The 20,057-nt window shown below is 69.5% G+C and carries 21 protein-coding genes and 3 pseudogenes; 12 read left to right on the forward strand and 12 right to left on the reverse strand.

Going from position 1 to position 20,057, the window contains the following annotated elements; genetic code table 11:
* Positions 1–198: 198 nt before the first annotated feature.
* The 3 genes from thrS (at position 199) to ABZU99_RS15170 (ending at position 3,190) form a co-directional block, all read left to right on the forward strand.
* Positions 199–1,428: a threonine--tRNA ligase gene (thrS, locus tag ABZU99_RS15160; protein WP_356043370.1), complete on the forward strand. Its 1,230-nt coding sequence runs from the start codon at positions 199–201 to the stop codon at positions 1,426–1,428.
* 344 nt (positions 1,429–1,772) lie between these two features.
* Complete coding sequence (locus ABZU99_RS15165) at positions 1,773–2,069, forward strand: GYD domain-containing protein (protein WP_356043214.1); 297 nt, start codon at positions 1,773–1,775, stop codon at positions 2,067–2,069.
* Positions 2,070–2,179: 110 nt separating this feature from the next.
* The gene (locus ABZU99_RS15170) at positions 2,180–3,190 is read left to right on the forward strand and encodes a hypothetical protein (RefSeq protein WP_356043216.1); all 1,011 of its coding nucleotides are present in this window, start codon (positions 2,180–2,182) and stop codon (positions 3,188–3,190) included.
* Between the two features lie 152 nt (positions 3,191–3,342).
* On the opposite strand, the gene ABZU99_RS15175 is transcribed toward ABZU99_RS15170, so the two are convergent.
* From ABZU99_RS15175 to ABZU99_RS15200, 6 genes and pseudogenes are all read right to left on the reverse strand, one after another.
* Complete coding sequence (locus tag ABZU99_RS15175; RefSeq protein WP_356043219.1) at positions 3,343–4,071, reverse strand: type 1 glutamine amidotransferase domain-containing protein; 729 nt, start codon at positions 4,069–4,071, stop codon at positions 3,343–3,345.
* Positions 4,072–4,404: 333 nt separating this feature from the next.
* A pseudogene (locus tag ABZU99_RS15180) lies at positions 4,405–4,629 on the reverse strand (DUF6003 family protein); the annotation flags it as partial.
* 46 nt (positions 4,630–4,675) lie between these two features.
* Positions 4,676–5,644 carry a transporter substrate-binding domain-containing protein gene (locus tag ABZU99_RS15185; protein WP_356043373.1) on the reverse strand — a complete coding sequence of 323 codons (969 nt, stop codon included), beginning with the start codon at positions 5,642–5,644 and terminating at the stop codon, positions 4,676–4,678.
* Positions 5,645–5,740: 96 nt separating this feature from the next.
* A pseudogene (locus ABZU99_RS15190) lies at positions 5,741–6,142 on the reverse strand (L-serine ammonia-lyase, iron-sulfur-dependent, subunit alpha); the annotation flags it as partial.
* A 120-nt stretch (positions 6,143–6,262) separates the two neighbouring features.
* Positions 6,263–6,814 carry a hypothetical protein gene (locus ABZU99_RS15195; protein WP_356043222.1) on the reverse strand — a complete coding sequence of 184 codons (552 nt, stop codon included), beginning with the start codon at positions 6,812–6,814 and terminating at the stop codon, positions 6,263–6,265.
* Between the two features lie 397 nt (positions 6,815–7,211).
* Complete coding sequence (locus tag ABZU99_RS15200) at positions 7,212–8,234, reverse strand: helix-turn-helix domain-containing protein (protein ID WP_356043224.1); 1,023 nt, start codon at positions 8,232–8,234, stop codon at positions 7,212–7,214.
* 443 nt (positions 8,235–8,677) lie between these two features.
* On the opposite strand from ABZU99_RS15200, the gene ABZU99_RS15205 reads away from it, so the two are divergent.
* On the forward strand, positions 8,678–8,917 hold the full coding sequence (locus ABZU99_RS15205; protein WP_014059838.1) for a DUF5302 domain-containing protein: 240 nt from the start codon (positions 8,678–8,680) through the stop codon (positions 8,915–8,917).
* 46 nt (positions 8,918–8,963) lie between these two features.
* Positions 8,964–9,155 carry a DUF1524 domain-containing protein gene (locus ABZU99_RS15210; RefSeq protein ID WP_356043227.1) on the forward strand — a complete coding sequence of 64 codons (192 nt, stop codon included), beginning with the start codon at positions 8,964–8,966 and terminating at the stop codon, positions 9,153–9,155.
* A 154-nt stretch (positions 9,156–9,309) separates the two neighbouring features.
* On the opposite strand, the gene ABZU99_RS15215 is transcribed toward ABZU99_RS15210, so the two are convergent.
* Together ABZU99_RS15215 and ABZU99_RS15220 are read right to left on the reverse strand one after the other, a co-directional pair.
* Positions 9,310–10,896, reverse strand: coding sequence for a protein kinase (locus tag ABZU99_RS15215; protein WP_356043230.1), 1,587 nt, complete (start codon positions 10,894–10,896; stop codon positions 9,310–9,312).
* A gap of 85 nt (positions 10,897–10,981) precedes the next feature.
* Positions 10,982–12,208 (reverse strand): transposase, encoded by a 1,227-nt coding sequence (locus tag ABZU99_RS15220; RefSeq protein WP_356043232.1) that lies wholly within the window; start codon positions 12,206–12,208, stop codon positions 10,982–10,984.
* Between the two features lie 50 nt (positions 12,209–12,258).
* Between ABZU99_RS15220 and ABZU99_RS15225 the strand changes: the two genes are divergently transcribed.
* Positions 12,259–12,417, forward strand: coding sequence for an Arc family DNA-binding protein (locus ABZU99_RS15225; protein WP_356043235.1), 159 nt, complete (start codon positions 12,259–12,261; stop codon positions 12,415–12,417).
* 123 nt (positions 12,418–12,540) lie between these two features.
* Here the strand turns inward: ABZU99_RS15225 and ABZU99_RS15230 are convergent, their stop codons facing one another.
* Positions 12,541–13,056, reverse strand: coding sequence for an ATP-binding protein (locus ABZU99_RS15230; RefSeq protein WP_356043238.1), 516 nt, complete (start codon positions 13,054–13,056; stop codon positions 12,541–12,543).
* Positions 13,057–13,391: 335 nt separating this feature from the next.
* Between ABZU99_RS15230 and ABZU99_RS15235 the strand changes: the two genes are divergently transcribed.
* From ABZU99_RS15235 to ABZU99_RS15255, 5 genes are all read left to right on the forward strand, one after another.
* Positions 13,392–13,661 carry a hypothetical protein gene (locus tag ABZU99_RS15235; protein WP_356043241.1) on the forward strand — a complete coding sequence of 90 codons (270 nt, stop codon included), beginning with the start codon at positions 13,392–13,394 and terminating at the stop codon, positions 13,659–13,661.
* Between the two features lie 33 nt (positions 13,662–13,694).
* Positions 13,695–14,234: a CYTH domain-containing protein gene (locus ABZU99_RS15240; protein ID WP_356043244.1), complete on the forward strand. Its 540-nt coding sequence runs from the start codon at positions 13,695–13,697 to the stop codon at positions 14,232–14,234.
* A gap of 59 nt (positions 14,235–14,293) precedes the next feature.
* A complete protein-coding gene (locus ABZU99_RS15245; RefSeq protein WP_356043246.1) occupies positions 14,294–15,373 on the forward strand; it encodes a radical SAM protein in 1,080 nt (359 codons plus the stop codon).
* A gap of 41 nt (positions 15,374–15,414) precedes the next feature.
* Positions 15,415–15,558, forward strand: coding sequence for a DUF397 domain-containing protein (locus ABZU99_RS15250; RefSeq protein WP_356043248.1), 144 nt, complete (start codon positions 15,415–15,417; stop codon positions 15,556–15,558).
* A gap of 397 nt (positions 15,559–15,955) precedes the next feature.
* On the forward strand, positions 15,956–17,173 hold the full coding sequence (locus ABZU99_RS15255) for a transposase (RefSeq protein ID WP_356043375.1): 1,218 nt from the start codon (positions 15,956–15,958) through the stop codon (positions 17,171–17,173).
* Between the two features lie 35 nt (positions 17,174–17,208).
* On the opposite strand, the gene ABZU99_RS15260 is transcribed toward ABZU99_RS15255, so the two are convergent.
* The 3 genes and pseudogenes from ABZU99_RS15260 to ABZU99_RS15270 all read right to left on the reverse strand — a co-directional run bounded on the left by ABZU99_RS15260 (position 17,209) and on the right by ABZU99_RS15270 (position 18,527).
* Complete coding sequence (locus ABZU99_RS15260; protein WP_356043250.1) at positions 17,209–17,565, reverse strand: hypothetical protein; 357 nt, start codon at positions 17,563–17,565, stop codon at positions 17,209–17,211.
* A gap of 125 nt (positions 17,566–17,690) precedes the next feature.
* Positions 17,691–17,819 (reverse strand): annotated as a pseudogene (locus ABZU99_RS15265) (ATP-binding protein); the annotation flags it as partial.
* A 63-nt stretch (positions 17,820–17,882) separates the two neighbouring features.
* Positions 17,883–18,527 (reverse strand): hypothetical protein, encoded by a 645-nt coding sequence (locus ABZU99_RS15270; protein ID WP_356043252.1) that lies wholly within the window; start codon positions 18,525–18,527, stop codon positions 17,883–17,885.
* Positions 18,528–18,863: 336 nt separating this feature from the next.
* On the opposite strand from ABZU99_RS15270, the gene ABZU99_RS15275 reads away from it, so the two are divergent.
* Positions 18,864–20,054 carry an FAD-dependent oxidoreductase gene (locus tag ABZU99_RS15275; RefSeq protein ID WP_356043254.1) on the forward strand — a complete coding sequence of 397 codons (1,191 nt, stop codon included), beginning with the start codon at positions 18,864–18,866 and terminating at the stop codon, positions 20,052–20,054.
* Positions 20,055–20,057 lie beyond the last annotated feature (3 nt).

The following is a 20,057-nucleotide window of genomic DNA, read 5'->3' on the forward strand; positions in this document are numbered from 1 at the left end:
TCGGCGCCACTGCTACGGTCGCCGACATGAAGCGCGCTGCTGTGACGACGACGCCGGAGAGTGTCCCGGCGCGCTGACAGATGTCTTGATCCGAAGCCCCGGGGCGAGTGCCCCGGGGCTTCGCCGTGCGGTCACTCGTCCGACGTCCATGAGGAGACCGCCATGCAGGACCCCATGCACGACCCAGTGCAGGACCCCATGCACGATCACCGCAAGCTCGGCCGCGACCTGGACCTGTTCGACACCGACCCGCTGATGGGCGCTGGACTGCCGTACTGGCTGCCCGACGGTGCGGCCGTACGGCACGCCCTGGAGGAGTACATCCGCGACGCCGAGCGGCGGGCGGGCTACCGGCATGTGTACTCGCCGGTGCTCGGCAAGCGTGAGCTGTACGAGGTCTCGGGCCACTGGGCCCACTACAGCGACGACATGTTCCCCCCGATGGACCTGGGCGGCGAGCAGGTCGTACTGCGGCCGAGTCTGTGCCCTCACCACGCGGTGATCTACCGTTCCCGCTCCCACAGCTACCGTGAACTCCCCCTCCGCATGGCTGAGTTGGGCGGCATGTACCGCTCCGAACTGTCGGGCGTACTCGGCGGGCTGACCCGCGTCCGGGCGATCCAGCTCAACGACGCGCACATCTTCTGCACCCTGGACCAGGTCGCCGACGAGGTACAGGCCGCCCTGGAGATGATCCGCCGGGCCTATGAGGCGCTCGGCATCCGTCCGGCCCGCTACCGTCTCTCCCTCCCGGGCCCCGGCGGAAAGTACGTGGCGGCCCCTGAGTTGTGGCGGCGGTCCACCGCCCTGCTGACCGATGTCCTCGACCGCTCCGGGCTGTCCTACGAGTCCGCCGAGGGAGAGGCCGCGTTCTACGGGCCCAAGATCGACGTCCAGATCGCCGACGGCGCCGGCCGGGAAGCCACCCTGTCCACCGTCCAGGTCGACTTCCACCAGCCCGAGCGGTTCGACCTGCACTACATCGGGCCCGACGGAGCGAAACACCGGCCGGTCATGGTCCACCGCAGCATCATCGGCAGCGTGGAACGAGCCGTCGCCCACCTCATCGAGTCCCACGCCGGCGCCTTCCCCGCCTGGCTGGCCCCCACCCAGCTGGTGGCCCTGCCGGTTTCCGACGCCGAGATGGATCACGCCGCCGCCTTCGTGGACCGATGCGTCGCCCAAGGGCTGCGCGCACGGATCGCCGGCCCGGAGCACGGCACCCTGGGCGCCCGCATCCGGGCCGCCCGGCTCGTGCCGTACCAGGCGGTGATCGGCCCCAAGGAGGTCGGTGACGACCAGGTCGCCCTGCGGCTGCGTGACGGACGGCGCCTGGCCGCCCTGCCCGCCACCGAGGCCCTGACCCGCATCAGCGCCCTCGTCAGCGCTCACCGGACCGACCTATGGGATGCCGATACCCGCGCGTAGAGCACAAGGCCCGGGCCCGGGAGGGGCGGGACGGAGCCCCGCCTAGCTCACTCGCCTCTCCCATCTCCCGCGCCTCCTCGGCCTCTGCGGCCATGCGTAGCCCAACTGCTCGGCGTACTCCCGCGAACCTCCGCAGACACGTGCCGTCACGCGAGGATCGGCTGCGGTGAGCCGTTCGACAAGGGCCCTGACCTGTGCCTCCAGCTCCTCTCCGTAACGGGCGCCTCCACTCCGTCGCGCATCCACCGTGCCTGTCACCCGTCTGGCGGGCACCGAGGAGCACATTCCCACCCTGACGCACAGACTTGACCACGCGATGTGTCTCCTCATGGAGGTCAACCACCATGCCGACGTTCATCACGCTGCTGAACTGGACAGATCAGGGAGTCCGGGCCTACAAGGACACCCCCAAGCGCTACGAGGGCTTCACCGCCGCACTGCAGAAGCTCGGATGCAAGCTGCTGAACATCTACTGGACCGTCGGCCCGTACGACCTCGTGGTCGTCCTGGAGGGCCCCGACGACGAGACGGCCACCGCCGCGCTCCTCCAGCTCTGCGGCCTGGGCAACGTCCGCTCCACGACCATGCGGGCCTTCGACCGACAGGAGATCGACGGCATCATCGCCAAGGCCACCGGCTGAGCCGACCCGGCCGCCCGGGTAAGTCCGATCAGCCATATGGCTGAGGCGGATACACCGGGCGGCTGATGCTGGCGAGCCTCGTTTGCGTGATTCTGGTCCCCTGAGTCGAGATGGGGGCTGACGTGGAGTTATGGGACCGGGCCGGTCGGATCGCGGCGTACGGGGCGGCTCTGGCCCTGACGCCGTACCTGCTGATCAAGGTGTCGTGGGTGGTCGGGTCGGTCCTGGGGCTGCTGCCGGTCGGCGCTGGTTTCAGTGAGACGGGGTGGGTGGTTCTCAACACCGCGACGATCGGTATGGCGGTGGTCGGGATCGCTGTGGCGCTGGCACTGGTGCGGCCGTGGGGGATGCGCATACCGGGTGCACCGCTGGCTTTCTGCGCCTGGGTGGGTACGGGGTTCCTCGTGCCGCTCCTGCCGTACGCCATGCTCAGCTCACTGCTGGGACCAGCAGACGACGATGGGGCACGTGGCAGTGACAACGACCCGTCGATGCCCGGCTGGGAAGCCGCGTTGGTCCAGGTCGGGTTCGTCGGCATGGGGCTGGGGCTCGCAGTCGCACTGCCCGCGTATCTACGGCGACGATGGCCGAGCGCGTTCGCCGGGCAGGTGGGGGACAGCGGCGGTGGCTCCTCCCGGGTCTCCTCATGGGCGCCCTTCGTCGGCGCCGCGATCGGCGTGGTATGGCTCTACTGGGCTGCCGGTGGCACGGCGGGTGTTGCCCGCCCGGCCGAGCGGGGGACCAGTTGGCGGCTGCTGGAGGGAGTCTTCGGCACGTGGGCGCTGCTGGCGTCGGCAGCCACCTGGGCGATTGCCCGTGGCCGCCCCGCACGAGTTCCCCGCTGGGCCGCGCTGTCGGTCGGCTGGCTTGGTTCGGGATCCCTGTTCGCCTGGAGCGGCTGGAAGCTGCCGTTCACGCTGTACGTAGCGCTCGCGAACCCGTCCGACGCGCTCTTGCCGGAAAACCTCGCGGTCGCGGCGGCCCTGCACATGACGGCGGTGGTGACGGGCGCGGTGATGTTGCGATCGCTGCTCCGCCCCCACGCGTCGGCCGCCCGGCCGAGCCGCGCACCATCCACCGCCCGCTCACCCGAGTCCCGGGAAGCGCCGGGCTCGGGGTGATCCGGCGGCACGGCGCCGGACACGGCCGCCGCCAGCTTCACCAGGAATCAATAGTCACCGCCACGACCAGCACCCCTGACACAACCCTCACCCGGAAACGGACATCACCGTACGAACCGTCCTCTCACGCGGACGGTGGCCTTGCGCGGACGTCAGCGGCTCTGCTCCAGCACCCGGACCAGTTTCTTGGCGAGGAGTTCGGAGGAGGCCGGGTTCTGTCCGGTGTGCAGGTTGCGATCGTCGACGACGTGACCAAGCCAGGGCGCCCCTTCGTCGAAATCCGCACCCTTCTCCACCAGGCGGTCCTGGAGCAGCCACTTCGCCTTGGAGGCCAGGCCCACAGCCTCCTCCTCAGCATTGGTGAACGCGGTCATCAGATAGCCCCGGAACGGCCAGTCGCCGTTGGGACGCTTGGCGGGGAGCAGCGCAGCGGGCGCGTGGCACAGCAGCGCGAGCAGGCGCCCCGAATCCAGTCGACGCGTCAGCAGGTCCCCGGACGTCTCGTTGACGGCCAAGTCCTCCATGGGGCCGTGGCCGCCGGGATAGAAGATCACGTCGTAGATGCTCTCGTCCGCCGCCACGTCCTCCAGACGGGCAGGGCTCTCAAGGGGAGCGCCGATCGAGGCGAGGTAGTCGGTCAGGGCGTCGACCTTGTCCTTGTCGCCGTCGTTGAATTCCAGCATCAGGCTTGCCCGGTCCACCGTCGGCGGAACGCCGCCCGGCGTCGAGATGGTGATGTCGTAGCCCGCATCACTGAGGATCCGGTGCGGTACGACCAGCTCCTCGGCCCAGAAGCCCGTCGGGTGCCTTGTGCCGTCCTTGAGTGTCCAGTAGGAGGCTGCGGAGACGACGAACAGGGCATAGGACGGTGGCTTGGCCATGGCGCGTCCCTTCGCTCTGGCTGCGGTCGGGCCGCCGCGGCGGCCCGCCTTTCCATTCATAGCAGCTCCCCCGCCGGCTCGCAGAAGCTGTTTCCGGAGCGCACCAGCTGCTCGGCGGAGGTGGAGTCTGCTCACCAGCGAGCAGAGCCTTGTACCCCGGTTTCCGCACCTCGGACCACGGCGGTAGACCGCGGCGGTCGCCCCCCGTAACCGGTGGGCCGTCCCACGGGCGGGTGCCGCGCCACCGGAGGCCACGGGACCGCCCGACAGGAACGGCACCGCTGTCACGAGCGGTACCACCACCGTCAGGGACCGGCCACCCTCGGCGATCTCTGTGGAATCCAGCCCGGTCAGTTCGGCGATGCGGTGGACGGGGATGCCGCCGGCCAGGGCCCGGCTGATGAGGCGTTCACGGTCGGCGTTGGTGTGCCGGAAGGCGCGCAACTGCACCTCGAGCTCGGCCGCGGGGGCAGGGGAGCAGGCGGCGCGTACGCGGGCGGCTGCGAGTACCGCATTCGTCGCGGGCCTGCCGCGCGCCGCGCCGGGCAGCGGCCTCAGCCTGCTGCCCCGGTCGGCGGTTCAGCCTGCTGCCCCGGTCGGCGGCTCAGCCTGCGGTCGGGACCGATGGTGGTTCCTCACCGAACCAGAGCCGGTACGACTTCGCATACTGGCCGTTGCGGCCTGCGTCAGCCAGCGCCGCGTTGATCTGCCGCAACAGCGCCGTATTGCCCTTCCGCACCGCGAACCGGGCCTGGTACGCCTTGCCGAACTCGGCGGTGACGTGCAGGTCCTGGTCCTTGTGCTCCGCCACGGCGTTCTTCGCCACCCCGTTGCCGATGACGACCGCGTCGACCTGCCCGGCGAGCAGCATGCTGACCACTGCCTCGGGGAACTCGATGCGCTTCACCACGATCTTCTTGCTGTGCTTGGTGTTGTAGGTGTCCAGATCGTCCGGAAGTCCGGACGAGGTCGTCGTGCCGACCTGCTTGCCGGCCAGCTGGTCGAGCGAGGTGTAGCGCTTGTCGCCCTTGACGAGGATCGCCGTCTTCTTCGTGAAGTAGGGGACACTGAACGACATCTGAGGAAACGCCGACGGCGAGTCCGGCGAGATGCCGCCGACCACGTCACACACCTTCCTGTTCAGCACGGTCCCGTCGAGCACCTGGTCGATCGGGAAGGTGCTGTCGAACTCGGGCGGGATGCTGATCCGGTCACCGATCCGCGAGAGCATCTCGACGTCGAAGCCCTTGATACGGCCGATCTCGCTGCCGCCGACGCTCTGCGAGGTGTCGGTGGTCTCAAGGAAGGGCGCCTGGGCCGGCCCCCTGCAGACCGTCAGCCGGCCCTTGTGAGCCAGCGCCAGCTCGGTGCCCGCCGGCATCTTCGCCATCGGGCGAGCGGGCGACGCCGAAACCGAGGGGGACGCCGTCGACGCGGCCGGGCTGTGGCTCTTCCCCGTGCCATCCCCGCCCGCAGAGCCTCCCGAGCCACCGTCCGAACCTCCTCCGCAGGCGCTGACGAGGAGCAAGGACCCCGCCGTCAGCACACTCCCCGCGATCGTCCGTGCTTTCATCTTCGTACCTCCAAGGCATTTGCGTGCACCGCCCCCGGGAACCTCCCGGAGCGGGTCAGGGGCCTGTCCGCACAGCACTGAATGACGGACCACGTGTCCGCCGCGGGCCGTCGTGTACGTGACCTTCGTATCGGCGCCCGTCTCCTTCAGGTCTTGATGACCTTCGAGGGAGCCACGGTGGGGGCCGTCGCCGTGCCGGGCCATCCGAGCGGCCGTGACCGCCTTGACCGGGGCCATGCCATTGCGCTCGCCACAGGGAATCTGGACGAGGCCGCCGGCCGGGTCGCAGGTGAGGCCGAGGTTGTGTTCCATGCCGAGCTCGGCGGCGTTCTCGACCTGTTCGGGGGAGCCGCCCAGGACCTCGGCGAGGCCGCCGGCGCCCATGGAGCGGGCGGAGCCGACCTCGCCCTGGCAGCCGGCCTCGGCACCGGAGATGGAAGCATTCTCCGTGACGAACATGCCGATCGCGCCCGCCGCGAGGAGGAACCGGACCACCCCTCCTCATCGGCAAGCGGACCACCACACTCCCGGCAATCGGTCCTCACATAGGAGCCCGAAACGAGAAGAGCGGCCCGCGCGGCTCCGGCCCGGCGCCCAGTCGACGCGGCCCGCGGCCCGTCAGCCCGTGATCGTGATCCGGGCCAGCTGCGCGGTCTGTTCCAGCGCGGCGCAGAACCGGGCCTGCTCCTCCACGTGGTCGTAGGCATCTATCACGGCCTTGTCGCCGGTGCGGGTCCTGACGTGGTAGCCCTTGAGGTTGTCGGCCTTCACATCGAGAAGCTTGACCTCCCGGCCCACCCGCCGCCTCGTGAGCGCGGCAATGTCCCCCCAGGGCAGTACCAGCAACTTGTCCCCCTTGTATCTCACCAAGCCGCCATCGAAGACGTACCAGCTCTGCGGCTGCCGGATCAGCGTCCTCACGCCCATCACCGGCGCGACGAGGCCGTAGGCCAGCACGGCCAGCGGGACGATGATGAGGAACGTCAGGCCGGTCGTCCCAACGACCCACATCAGCAATCCACTCAGGGGCAGGGCAGCCAGACCCGTGAGGATCAGCCCCCGCGCCATGGAGACGGGGCGCCCCGGGACCTCCCGGGCTGCGATCTCGCGGCCCAGCCCCCGTTCCTGCGCGGCGGCGGCCACTCGCGGCCGAGCCGGGTCTGTTGACATTGGGTCATTTCTCCTTGGAACACGGTCATTTGTCGTGCCACTGATGCGGCGTCGAAGGTCAGGCGATGGTCGGCCTGGCGACCACCCCCTGGGTCACAGGCATTGGGGGTGCTCCTCCGGGCTGACTCAATTTCTCGACGGCATCAGAGTTGTCGGTGCAGGGAACACCGTCACAGGGTGCAGCGGCGGTGCGGTGGCCCAGGGTCGCGGGCTTCCGGGCCACCGCAGCGTGCTTGCGTGCTGTTCCGATCTTGATCCCGGCCCTTGTCGCCACAGGTCCTCGCACAGATTTCGAGCGCGCGAACCACCCCGGGCCATGCTGCTGTCCACGGCTGCGAGACGCCTGCCCCGCTTCGCATGCCGTGGTGATCCTGACTCAGCGAGCATGTCGGGAACCTCAAGAGATGTCGTTGTCCGTCAGCGCCCTGCGGTTGACGATGGCCGCCGTCCCACTCGCCTTGTGCAGGTGCCGGTAATGGCTGGGAGCCATGCCGAAGGTGGCGAGGAATAGGCGGCTGAAATGGGCCTTGTCAGCAAAACCCCAGCCAGCGGCGATGGCCTGGATCGTGCGGTGGTTGTGGTGGGGGTCGGTCAGCTCTCGGCGGCAGTTCTCCAGCCGGCGTTGGCGTATCAAGCCGGCGACAGTCAGACCCTGGGTCTGGAAGAGGCGGTGCAGGTGACGGGTGGAGATGTTGTGGGCGGCGGCGACCATAGCCGGGGTGAGGCCGGGCTTGCCGAGGTGCTGTTCGATGAACGCTCGGATGCGCAAAAGCAGGACGTGGTGATGGGTCTCGGGCGGCAGATGTCGTTCCGTGTCGAGATGGTGAGCGCACACGGCGGCCAGCAGGTCGAGGGTGATGGTCGCCAACCGTGAGGTGTCCGCCACGGTGTACGAGGCTGCATCGGCGGCCATCTGCCTGAGGAAACCGGCCAGCAGCGCGCCCATGCCCTCGCGGCCGGACAACCGGACGGCGGTCAGGGAGCGGATCTTGCCCTGCGGCAACGGGAGGAGTTCCCGGGGAAACTGCACCATGATGCCCTCCACGCTGCCGGTCGCCGCTGTTGCCCAGCCGTGCCAGGGCCGCGAGGTGTCGTAGAGCAGCAGCTCGCCCGCAGAGGTTGTCGTGTCGAGGCCTGCCTGGATGAGCCGGTGGCCTCCGCGCAGGGTCAGCATGAGTTGGCAGACCTCGGGATCGGACCGCCGGATCAGCTTCGCGGGTCGGTGCGTCTCCAGCGGCGGATACCTCAGCGCGGAGATCTGCACCAAGCCGAGGTCCAGCAGCCTCAGCTCCGCCTCGAAATCCGAGGCGTGATCACTGCCCAGTGTATTGGGGATCAGCGTGTCGGCCGTCAGACCGCACCAGTGGTCGAATCGTTCCGCCGCAGGCAAGTGGCTCGTAGAGAACTCTGTGACCAGCACGTCGGCTCCTTCTCAGTCAGGATCCCGAACACCATTGTCGCCAGCATCGGATCCCGTCTCGTCCCTCAAGGCCGCCGTCGCCAACCTCACCCGTTCCATCGCCCCTGCCGGCACAATCCACTCGATGCCCTCGTCAAGGTTCCCCAGCAGACCGGGAACATCTCCGCGGCCGAGCCTGTCGTAGAGCGCCGCCACAACCTTGCTGTCGGGGAGATCTCCCGAGGCAAGGCGGTTCGTGTCATTGTCGATGGTCCGACCGGAAATCGCGAAAAAAGACCGTCAACGGGGCACCGATGCCCTTGGGGCGGGGACATACGGTCAGTGTCCTCCTGCTGTGGATGCCCTGACCTGCACCGCGCACATGCCCGCACCACGGAGACCGTCCCTCGCTGTGCTGGGCGTGACAAGCTGTGTCTTCCACCATCCGAATACAGGAGGTCACCATGACTGCCGAGTCTCAACCGCACGAGGGTTCGGAGCCGGCCGATGCCGAGAGCCCTTCCCTGGCGCCCGGCGATGACGGCCAGTACGACCTGAAGCGCAAGTTCCGGGAGGCTCTGGCGCGCAAGCGCGGCACGCAGACGGACGTCGCCGCAGGCGCCGCGAACACAACGTCGAAGGTCCACGGCGCTCACGGCCCGGCTGCGAGTCAGCGATCGTTCCGGCGCAAGAGCGGCGGCTGATTCCAGACTGACGGTCAGGTTGCACTCGGCCTGACTCGGTCCGGCCGTGGTGATTCGGACCGTTGCCCAGAACTACGACTTCACCGAGAAGAAGGCCAAGTACTTCACCGGCAGGCACGGCGTCTCCACGTTCGCCCTGACCAGCCAGGTGTTGCAGCACCAGGAGTGGGCGCCGGAACTGCTGCAGAAGCGGCAGCAGCGGCTCGTGGGGCTGCTGGCCGACGAGTGGGATCTGTAAGGAGTCAGGGACAGCAGCCCGCAGGGCTCATGCGCCTGCAGGCTGTCGCTCACCCGGTAAGCCCGGCTCAGGAGTTGTGGTCACCGAGGCGGCGCGGCTTCGAACGCGTCGCGAGCAGCAGGGGTTCTCCCGATGCCGCTCCTGGAGGAAGCGGTCAGGAAGCTGAACCGTCGAGGCCGAGGCGGATCACGGCGAGTGCCTCGGCGATCTCGGCGGTCATCTCGTCGTCGGGGCCGAACACCATGCACATGTCCTGGTGGAGCGGTTCGAGGACCTGCCGGGCTTCGGCGGCCCGCCCCTGGGCGAGCAGCAGCATCCCGATGTTGTGCCGTAGCTCCACGGCTTCCTCGCTCACGTCGCTGTCGACGGCCCGCACGACGTTCAGCACGCCCTGGAGCGCGGCGAGCGCGTCGGTGACCTGGCCGAGTTCGGCGCGGCACCGGGCCGCCTGGGCGCGGCAGGCGCGGGCCTGCTCGCCGGTGGGTCCGGCGATACGGGCGTACGCGTCGGCGAGGGCGTCGAACTCGGGCAGGGCGGCCCGGTAGTCGCCGCCGAGGAGACGGATCGCCGCTCTCTGGCGGCGCAGCGCCAGGACCTGCTTGCTCTCGGAGCCGAGGGCGAGGGCCGCGGGTTCGATGACCTCGCCGAGCACCTCGGCGGCCTGCGCGAACCGCTCCTCCTCCAGCAGGGCGTCGGAGTGGGCGTACGCCTCCTTGATGGCCTCGCGCAGCCGGGCGGGGACGGGCACCGGCTGGGCCCCCGGGAGGACGGCTGTCAATGTCGAACCACCGGGCTCCGGGGCCTGGGCGCGGGCGCGGGGCGCGAAGGGGTGACGGAACACGCCCGTGGGGTCGGGCGCGCCGGCCGGCCCGGCATCGGCCGTGCCGGGCTCCCGGCCTGGCGGCGGGAGGAACGGCAGCAGCCGCGCGTACACCTCCTGCGTGTCTGCGGGCCGCGCCTCGGGCGCCTTGCGCAGCAGGTGCAGGACCAGCTCCTCCAGCGCCTCGGGGACGTCGGGCCGCAGCCGTCGCAGCGGGGTGGGGGCGGCGTTCACGTGCTGGTACATCAGCAGGTACTCGCTCTCCGCCTCGAACGCGAGGCGCCCGCTGAGGAGTTCGTGCAGCACACAGCCCAGCGCGTACAGATCGGTCCGCGGGGTGATGCGTCCGCCGCGGACCTGCTCGGGCGACATGTACTGGTGGGTGCCGATGGGGCTGCCGGTGGCGGTCAGCTTGGTGACGTCGGTGCGCAGAATCGCCGCGATGCCGAAGTCGAGGACCTTCACAGTGCCGTCGCGGGCGACGAGGATGTTGCCCGGCTTGAGGTCCCGGTGGATCACCGGCACGTCGTGCGCGTACGACAGCACGGTCGCCACCTGCGCGGCGACGGCGGCCGCCCAGCTGACCGGCAGCGGCCGATCGGGGTCGAGGTAGGCGGACAGCGGTACGCCGTCGACGAGCTCCATCACCAGGAACAGCCGCTCGTACGACGCGTCGAGCACCGCGTCGTACACCTGCGGCACGCCGGGGTGCTGGATGCGCGCGGTGATGCGGGCCTCGCGGCGGAACCGCTTGGCGAATTTCTCTGCCAGCTGCGGGGAGGTGACCGACGCCTGCCGGATGAGCTTCACGGCGACGGGCCGGTCGAGCACGGCGTCGTAGCCGCGCCACACGTCGCCCATGCCGCCGTGGCTGAGCTCCTCCAGGAGTTCGTAACGGTCGGAGATCGCCTCCTGCGGCACCTTGCCCCCGGTGTGCGTGATGAGCAGTCACTGTCGGGGGGCAAGTTTGACATCCTCCCCTCCCTTCAGAGAGGGGATTCCTGGCTCAGGCTGCCTTCGGGAACAGCGCCCCCGAGGGTCTTACGCCCTCAACACCAGCCGGGATGAGACCAGCCCGGACCAGCATCACGCGCGCGGAGTTCTTGTCCCTGGGGGATACGACTCCGCACGCGGTGCAGGTGTAGGTACGTTCCGACAGAGGAAGTGCGTGCTTGGTTCTCGCTCCGCACGACGCGCAGTCCATGGTGGTGTGTGCGGGGTGCACGAGGCGGATGTCCCGCCCGTGCTTGCGGCCCATCTCGATCAGGGCCTGCTTGGTGGCGCCGATCGCCGCGTCGGCTGCTTTGCGGGCCATGGTGGTTTTGGCGAGGAACTTCGGCCGGAAATCCTCGACAGCGATGGCGTCGTGGTCGCGCACGACGCGCTTGGCCCACTTGCGGGCGGTGTCCTGCCGCTGCCGCGCAACCTTCTTGTGCAGCTTCGCGGCCTGCTGCTGCGCCTCGCGGTAGCCCTTGGACGCGGCCTGCCCGCGAGCGGGCTTACGGCGAGCCATCATCCGCTGATATTGGGCCAGCTTCTGTGCCGCAGCCTTTCCGCGCTGGGCATGCGGAAGGTCGTGGGTGTCGGAGGTGGTGGTGGCGGTCTCCATGACGCCCCAGTCCACGCCGAGGACGGCGCCCGTCTCGGGGAGCGGCTGCGTCTCGGTGGCGACGACGAACGATGCGTACCAGTGGCCGGTGCTGTCCCGGTACACGCGCACCGAGGAGGGCTCGGCGGGCAGCCCGCGGGACCACACCACGGTCAGCACGACGCCGCCCGCGAGGTGGAGGCGGCCGTCCTTCAGGCGAAACCCCCGGGTGGTGTAGTTCAGGCTGGGGTTAGCCTCGCGCTTCTTCTTGTGGCGCGGCATGCCCGCGCGCTGCTTCACCGGCAGCCGTTTCTCGATGTCCTTCAGGGCCTTGGAGCGGGACTTGGCGAAGTCCCGGATGATCTGCTGCTGCGGGACGCTCGCGCCTTCGCGGAGCCAAGGCAGTTCGGCGCGGGCCTCGGTCAGCATCTTGTCGAGCTGCGCCGGGCCGCACGTCAGGTTGTTGTCCGGGTGTGCGCGGTTGTGTGCGTGTAAGACGCGGGACTTGGCTACGCACTCGTTCCAGATCCAGCGGCAGCGGTCCCACTCGGCGAGCAGGGCGGTGTGGGCGGTCGACGACACGCGGAGCCGGTAGGTGTACCGGGCGTGCCCGGCCTTCTCCGAAGCCTTCTGTCGTGTCTTCATGGTGTCATTTTACCCATGGTTAGCTGCCAGAAAGACACTAGTCTAGGGTCATGGATGAAGAGAGGCGCATCACCCTCCGTTTGCCCGCGGACCTGCACGAGTGGCTGGCAGCTCAGGCCAAGTCCGCCCGCAGGTCCCTCAACTCCGAGATCGTCTACCGCCTGGAGGTCGAGCGCCACGCCGCCGAGGCCGACACCGAATCGTCCTGACGGCGATCCGGCTTTCCCTGCCCTGCTCCGCAGGAGTCCGATTCCTCCCCGGCCTGAAGGCCGGGGCATCCTCGGAGGTATCAAGTGACCGCTGCGTCGATCCGCCGTCCAGGGCTCGCGGTGCTACCTGGGCAAGGGCGCGGCGGTGGACGACCGGCAGGAGGGCGCGGCGGCCGGTCGGCCTGCCGCCGGCGGCAGGACGTACTCCGCCCAGACCGTCTTGCCGGGGCCGTCCCGGCGCGGGTGCCAGTCCCAGCGGTCGGCGAGGTGCTCCACCAGGAGCAGGCCGCGGCCGGTGTCGCGGAGGTCCGTGGGCGTCGCTACGACCGGCACGCCTTCGGTGCGGGTGTCGGTGACCTCGATCCGTACGGTCATGGCGTCGCAGGCCACCGCGAGGCGGAAGTCGCGGCCGGGGACCAGGCCGTGCCGGACGGCGTTGGCGGCGAGCTCGGCGACGATCAGCGTCAGCGCGTGGTGCGTTTCGCAGTCGTAGGGGATGCCCCACGCGTCGAGCCGCTGCCCGGCAAGGCGCCGGGCGAGCCGCGCGCCGCGCGGGGTGGAGCTGAAGCGCATCGTGAAGTGGCCTGTGGGGTTGGTGGGCCGGGGGAGGGGGTCGGAGGCAGCGGTCTCACTGTTCATGGCCTCAACGCTCCCGGCGGTGGCGTAGCGTGACCAGTGGTGACGCGCCGTCGCGTGCTGGTTGTACGCGACGGGGCGGGAGGTGTACGAGGCGCGCCGCGTGACCGGTTCGGGGTGGGCGCGTTGGGCCGGGGAACGGGGTCGGGGAGGCGGTGGAGCCGATGGAGTCGGTTGGCCTCGGGGTATCCAGCCCGGCGAACGCGTGGGGCCCACACCGCTGCGGTTGAGGACGCTCAGGCGCCGCGAGGCCGCGACCCGTGGACCTGCCCCTGCCCTGACCGGCCGATACGGTCACAACACGACCACATCCCCCACGTTCGACCTTCACGGGACGCATGATGCGCACCCGCACCATCACCACGACCGCAGCCCTGCTGCTCGCCCTCACCGCCTGCAACGACGGTGACAGCGCCACGCAGAGCAACGCCGACAAACCCAGCCAAGCCGCCAGCAGCAAGGCCCCCGACGAGCGCCGTCTGCCGATCGTCCTCCGGGCAATCCTCCGGCTCGCGGGCAACGACACCATCGCCGTCGGCACCCGCCTGCAACCCCGCCCACCGAGGACGGCACCCAGGCTGCGGCCCCATACGCTGCACGGTTGTTGAGATACCAGCAGCGATCAGCGATCGGAGACCCCCATGGCAGGCATCGAGTTCGAAGCGAAGGCCCTCGACATCGACCCCGTGAAAATGGCGCGGCTCATCACCGAGGCCGACGGCACCTGCACAACCGGTCCCCGCCTCATGCGGCGGTACGTGTACGACACCATCCCGGCTGTCCCCGGCCGCTGGGTGCGGCTACGCGACACGGGAACCGAGGTCACCCTGTGCGTGAAGCAGATCACCACGGACGCCGTCGACGGGACCCACGAGACCGAGGTGACCGTCGACAGCTTCGAGGAAGCCGCCGCGCTGCTGCAGCTCGCCGGCCTGACGCCTCGCGGCTACCAGGAGAACCGGCGCACCTCGTACACCCTCGGCGCAGTCCGCCTTGAGGTCGACGAGTGGCCGCGCATCCCGCCGTACCTGGAGATCGAGGCCGACGACGAAGCACAGGTGTGGGCGGCCGCCGCCGCGCTGGGCATCGGCCACGACCAGCTCACATCGATCAACACCACGAAGGTCTACGGCCTGTACGGCATCGACCTGGACTCCATCGCCGACCTGCGCTTCGAGTAGGCCGGCGCCTGCGAACCCGCCGGGGCACCGATCCCCGGCCGCCCGGAGAAGGGGGCACCATGCACGACCTGAGCGACGTGCCGGTGGAGGTGAAACCGGACCGCACCCTGCGTGTGAAGATCATCGACGCGTGCGGCCTCGCCTGCTCGTTCTGCCACAACGAGGGAACACCCGTCGCCGCGCCGGGCCGCACCGGACGCGTCTCCATCTACCTTCGCACCAACGGCGCCGACTTCCTGCCCGACCGGATCGCCGCAGACGCCGACTTCGCCCAGGCCCTCGCTGCTGTTCGCGGCAGCCTCCCCACGAACCAAGTGCACTTCACCGGCGGCGAGCCGACCCTGCACCCCGACCTGCCCGGCCTGATCACCATCGCCCGGCGCCTCGGACTCACCGTCGGGCTCACCTCGAACGGCGAGAACGGCGCCGCGGTCCTGCCCGCCGCCGCGGCAGCCGGACTCGACCGCATCAACCTGTCCGTGTTCGGCACCACCCCGGCCGAGCTCGCCGCCGTCCAGGCCCCGCGGCTTGCCTCGCCGAAGCTCGCCGAGCGCAAGTTGGCCGCCCTCGACGCGACGATCGAGACCGCGACCGCGCACGGCATCAAGGTCTCCGCCAACATCGTGATCCCCGACCGTGGCCACGTCGACCGCGTGCTCCGCATCATCGAGCGACACGGCCGCTCCGTCGTGGTCCGGATGCTTGTATCGCTGGAGGACGGGGGCGCCTCCCTGGACGCCATGCAGAACGTCGTCGACCACCTGGGTGCCGTGCCGGTCCGCCGCATCATCACGGCCGGGGCGTCCGATCAGCGGGTGCGGTACCGCCTGCCGAACGGGCGCACGCTGTACGCCAAGAGCATCCGGCCTGTACGCCTACCCGAAACCTGCGCCGACTGCCGGTTCAACAACCCCGACGACTGCCAGGAGGGGTACTACGGGGTCCGGCTGTACCGCGCCGTAGGCGGCCCGTTCATGGTCGGCGTGTGCATCCAGCGCATGGACCTGTGCCTGTCGCTCGGCGAGTTCGTGATGAGTCAGCGCTGCCGCGAGGTGGCGGCCTTCCGTGATGATGAGGTGGCGCGGCTGACCCGGCTGCACACCGTGCCAGCGGCAGCCAGCGAACCGCACCCCGGCTGACCGCCCATAGACGCCCGCCCGTCCTCTGCACCCCCGCCCTCGTGGCGAGAGGACGGGCGGGCTCATGCATTCCCCAGTACCCGGTACTGATCCGGGACTCGAAGGCCCGATCCGGACCGGTCCTGACGGTCACCCCCGAGGCGTGGGCCGGGCTCGTCCGGCTGGCCGCCGACCAGACCATATGAGCCGTACATTCGTAAGCCCCGTGGGTGCCCAGTCGCACAGGCGGCTGGGCACCCACGTCTTGCACGGTTGGCCGAGGCAGAAGAACGCCCTCGCTCCGCAGAGCCGGGGGCCGACCGCCGGATCAGATCGAGGTCACCGGGTCTCTTGCGAGGAGGCCCCGGCGTCCGGGGAGGAATCGCATTCTGTGGCGGCGACGCGGGGCGTCGCCGTATCCGGCTTGCCGGGCGCGTAGCGCCGCTGTCGTCTCCCCGGCGGAGCCGGGGGGGTGCGAACGCGTGTGTCCATGTTCGCCGGTTGGGGTGATCGTGATGAAGGGGGGAGTCGGTGTGCGGGTCTCGCACGTATGGTCGTTCGGCAGGGTCGGGTGGCCGGAACGTGGGCGGGGGTTATGACGTGGTGGCAGCGACGGCGACCCACGGAGTGGGGCATGCCCGGTACACCTTCCGGCTGCGCGTGTCGTCCACTGCCCGCACCGCATTGATGGCGGAGTGGAACCGGTGCCGGTGGGTGTGGAACGAGTGCGTGGCCAAGTCCCAGGCCGTGCACCTGCACAACAAGGCCGCCGGTGGGAAGCTGACGTGCGGCCCGGCACAGCTGGACAGGATGCTGACCGAGGCGCGCCGGACGAGCCCGTGGCTGCGGGAGGGCAGCTCGGTGCCGCAGCAGCAGATCATCCGGGACTTCGGCAAGTCCCGTGCCAGGGCGCAGCAGGACATCAAGGACCGGCTCGCCCTGGCACGCCGGGCCGGGATGCCGAAGTGGAAGAAGAAGCGTGAGGCGCTGCCCACCCTCAACTACACCCGGCGCGGTTTCCGGCTGACAGATGGAGCACTGCACCTGGCCGGTGGGATCGTCCTGAATGTGGTGTGGTCGCGGGAGTTGCCTGCCGACCCGTCCAGCGTCCGCATCTACCAGGACGGCATCGGCCACTGGTACGCCAGCTTCGTCGTGCCTGCCGCCGTCGAGCCGCTGCCAGAGACCGGTGCGGTGATCGGCATCGACTGGGGCGTGAAGGAGACCGCCACCACCACATCCGACACCCATGATCTCCCGCACGCCGGGCACGGCAAGAAGGCCGGGGAGAAGCTGACACGGTACGACCGGATGATGGCCCGCCGCAAGCCGAAGAAGGGGCAGGCCGGATCGAAGGGCTACCGCGAGGCGAAGCGGCTGCGGGCCAAGGCGCACAAGAAGGTCGCACGCCGGCGCCAGGACACCGGCCGCAAATGGGCCAAGAAGGTCGTCACCGACCATGACGTGCTGGCCGTCGAGGACTTCAAGCCGAAGTTCCTCGCCAGGACCACCATGGCCCGCAAGGCAGCGGACGCCGCCATCGGCGCCACCAAGCAGGCCCTGATCGAGATGGGCCGCAAGCACGGACGCACCGTGCACCTGGTCCACCCCGCGCACACCACGATGGACTGCGCGCACTGCGGAGCGAGAGCCAAGCACGCACTGCCGCTAGGGATGCGCACCTACACCTGCACCGCATGCGGAACCTCCTCTCCCAGAGACAAGAACTCCGCACGCGTGATGCTCGTCCGGGCTGGTCTCAACCCGGCTGGCGCCGAGGGCGTAAGACCATCTGGTGCGCTGCCCCAGACGGCTGCCTGAGCCAGGAATCCCCTTGCCTTCAGGGAGGGGAGGATTCAATCGGATACCGCCTGTGTCGCCACGTCCTCGACGGCACGCAGCTCGTCCATGGCGGATCGGAATGCGGGGTCGTCCTTGCTGGTCGTGCCGTGGATCGTGGCGAGAGCACGGCTACGGCGTGCGGAGAGATCGGGCCGACGCTCGATCTCCACCTGAGCGGCCCAGTGGGTCAGCCAGTGCTGAAGGTGCCCGATCTTGCTGGTCCGAATGGCGGCGGCGAGTGCTTCTTCCTTGTGCTTTTCCATCTCGTCCAGGCGGTGAGGAGCGATCCGGGCGAGCGCCACGCGGACGGCGTCGGGGGTACGTTTGGGGCGCGGGACCAGCTCCGTGCCGTGGTCCGGCTGTGTGCTCACGATGTCCTCCAAAGGGTCCCGAGCCAGCATATCCAGCCGGGGCGTACGCATCAGACGTCGTCGTCCAGGCCCTCCTCGCGGCGGATCATCCGCCAGGCGGCCTTGCGGGCGCTGCGGTCCGGGGCGAGCTCGGCGACGATCAGCGTCAGCGCGTGGTGCGCGTCGCAGTCGTAGGGGATGCCCCACGCGTCGAGCCGCTGCCCGGCAAGGCGCCGGGCGAGCCGCGCGCCGCGCGGGGTGGAGCTGAAGCGCATCGCGAGCACAGGCGGCTGGGCCTCACGGATTGCCCGGTCGGCTGCGGCAGAAAGACGCCCGCGCTACTTCACGTCTTTGGCCAGGACGGCGACGGCGACCCTGCCCACCACCCTCGTCAGGACGTAGTTGGTCGAGCCACTGAAAGCGACGCCTACGCCGGCGGGTATCGCCTTGGCCATCGCCTTCTGGGTGAAGGTGATGGACACCCGCTTGAACAACTGCTTGATCGTGACCAGGGCGGGCCCCCGCAGGTACTTCATGACCGCTGCCTTGCCGCCCTTCGCCGCCATCTGTTCTGCCGAACTTGCCAACGCGAGCACGAAGGCGAGCTGCTTCTTGTCCTCATCGCCCAGCTCGGTCTCGTACACCTCGACCAGGCACATGCACATGTCGACCTGGAGCTTGAGTGCTGCGGCAGCATCAGCGGCACCGCCGCCCAGGACTGCGACCGCCGTCCCGATCCCCGGAATCACGCTCGGAGCTGCGGTGGCCGCCCCAGTGGCCGCCGAGAGTTTGGCGTACCGGCCTATGATCTTGGCGGCGATCCGGCGCTTGTCCTCCAGGCTTTCGGGCTTCCGCTTGAACTTGGTCTCGAAAGTCGCACGGTAACCGTCTACGAGCTTGGCGGCCGCCTGCGGTGTGATGACGATCGTCTCGACGGCCTTCTGGAGCCGAGACTCCTCGAGCTCGCCCGCCGCGTGGTTCATTCTTTCCCCTCCAGATCCGTTGCACCTCACGCAGAGGACAACTTCAACGGGAACAGGGTTGTACTGGCTTTGTCCACCAGAACGGACAGCAGATATTCACCACTTCGGGAGGCACTGCGGTCAGCGGCGGCTCGATTTCTGTGACGCGACCGATACTTGGCCACCTCGATCGGCAGTTGGCCATCGCCCCGTTTCGACTGCCAAAGACAGGCCCAAGCGCTTGTCGGAGGCTCAGCCGCTCGTCTGAGTTCGGTGACCCGCGTCACACCCGGCTCCTGTCAGCAATCGGGAAGCGGTCTCGTTCAAGGGGCACGCGAACGAGACAGGAGCAACGCCATGAGACACCGCATCGTCGTACTCGGCGCCGGATACGCCGGGGCCTTCGCCGCCGGAAACCTGGCCCGCCGGCTTTCCCCCGCCGACACCGAGATCACCGTCGTCAACGCCGAGCCCGACTTCGTTGAGCGGATGAGGCTCCACCAGCTCGCGATCGGCCAGAACCTCACGTTCCGCGGGCTCGCCGACGTATTCGCGGGCACCGGGGTGCGGCTACGCCTGGCGCGCGTCACCGGCGTAGTCCCCGAGCGCAGGACCGTCGCCGTGACCGGCGAGGACGGCGACGGCGAGCTCGCGTACGACACGCTTCTCTACGCGCTCGGCAGCTCCGTAGCCCACCATGGCGTCCCCGGCGTGGCCGAGTACGCCTTCGATGTGACCGGCCGGCCCTCGGCGCTGCGTCTGCGCGAGCGCCTGGCCGGCCTCGGCGAGGGCGGCACCGTGCTGGTCGTCGGTGAGGGGCTGACCGGCATCGAGACCGCCACCGAGTTTGCCGAGTCCCGGCCCGACCTCCAGGTCGCGCTCGCCGCCCGCGGCGAGCTGGGCGCCTGGCTCTCCCCGAAGGCCCGCCGTCACCTGCGCCATGCCTTCGACCGTCTCGGCATCACCGTCCACGAGCACACCGGCATCGAAGCCGTCGAGCCGGCACGGGCGATCACCGCCGACAGTAGGCCCATCCCGGCCGACGTGACCGTGTGGGCGGCCGGGTTCGCCGTACACCCCCTCGCTGCCGCCAGCGGCCTGGAGGTCGCCGAGACCGGCCAAATCGTCGTCGACCGCACCATGCGCTCGGTCTCCCACCCGGATGTCTACGCCGCCGGTGACTGCGCCTACGCGATCGGCGAGAACGGCCGGCCGCTGCCGATGTCCTGCGCCTCGGCCGGCTACACCAACATGCAGGCGACCGCCGCGATCATCGCGCGCCTGACGGGCAGCGAGGTCCCGACCGTTGGGCTGAAGTACCACGGCAACCACATCAGCCTCGGGCGGCGGGACGCGATCTTCCAGATGGTGGACGGGGACGTCCGGTCGAAGTCCTGGTATCTGGGCGGCCGGATGGCCGCGCGACTCAAGTCGGGCGTGCTCAAGGGGGCCGGGTGGGGCATCGCCCACCCGACCTTCGGTCTGCCGAAGCGCAGGCGCCGCCTGGCCACCGCGCCTGACCGGGTCGGTGTGAGGGCCGCCGCATAGGCT

Origin of the sequence: Streptomyces sp. NPDC005266, assembly GCF_040607655.1 — a bacterium.
Classification (GTDB): domain Bacteria; phylum Actinomycetota; class Actinomycetes; order Streptomycetales; family Streptomycetaceae; genus Streptomyces.

Coding starts and splice junctions, on each gene's coding strand:
- thrS (WP_356043370.1), top strand. CDS start 199: ATGCACGATCACCGCAAGCTCGGCCGCGACCTGGACCTGTTCGACACC.
- ABZU99_RS15165 (WP_356043214.1), top strand. CDS start 1,773: ATGCCGACGTTCATCACGCTGCTGAACTGGACAGATCAGGGAGTCCGG.
- ABZU99_RS15245 (WP_356043246.1), top strand. CDS start 14,294: ATGCACGACCTGAGCGACGTGCCGGTGGAGGTGAAACCGGACCGCACC.
- ABZU99_RS15275 (WP_356043254.1), top strand. CDS start 18,864: ATGAGACACCGCATCGTCGTACTCGGCGCCGGATACGCCGGGGCCTTC.
- ABZU99_RS15225 (WP_356043235.1), top strand. CDS start 12,259: ATGGATGAAGAGAGGCGCATCACCCTCCGTTTGCCCGCGGACCTGCAC.
- ABZU99_RS15205 (WP_014059838.1), top strand. CDS start 8,678: ATGACTGCCGAGTCTCAACCGCACGAGGGTTCGGAGCCGGCCGATGCC.
- ABZU99_RS15220 (WP_356043232.1), bottom strand. CDS start 12,208: ATGAAGACACGACAGAAGGCTTCGGAGAAGGCCGGGCACGCCCGGTAC.
- ABZU99_RS15230 (WP_356043238.1), bottom strand. CDS start 13,056: ATGAACAGTGAGACCGCTGCCTCCGACCCCCTCCCCCGGCCCACCAAC.
- ABZU99_RS15185 (WP_356043373.1), bottom strand. CDS start 5,644: ATGAAAGCACGGACGATCGCGGGGAGTGTGCTGACGGCGGGGTCCTTG.
- ABZU99_RS15240 (WP_356043244.1), top strand. CDS start 13,695: ATGGCAGGCATCGAGTTCGAAGCGAAGGCCCTCGACATCGACCCCGTG.
- ABZU99_RS15195 (WP_356043222.1), bottom strand. CDS start 6,814: ATGTCAACAGACCCGGCTCGGCCGCGAGTGGCCGCCGCCGCGCAGGAA.
- ABZU99_RS15175 (WP_356043219.1), bottom strand. CDS start 4,071: ATGGCCAAGCCACCGTCCTATGCCCTGTTCGTCGTCTCCGCAGCCTCC.
- ABZU99_RS15235 (WP_356043241.1), top strand. CDS start 13,392: ATGATGCGCACCCGCACCATCACCACGACCGCAGCCCTGCTGCTCGCC.
- ABZU99_RS15170 (WP_356043216.1), top strand. CDS start 2,180: ATGGGGGCTGACGTGGAGTTATGGGACCGGGCCGGTCGGATCGCGGCG.
- ABZU99_RS15270 (WP_356043252.1), bottom strand. CDS start 18,527: ATGAACCACGCGGCGGGCGAGCTCGAGGAGTCTCGGCTCCAGAAGGCC.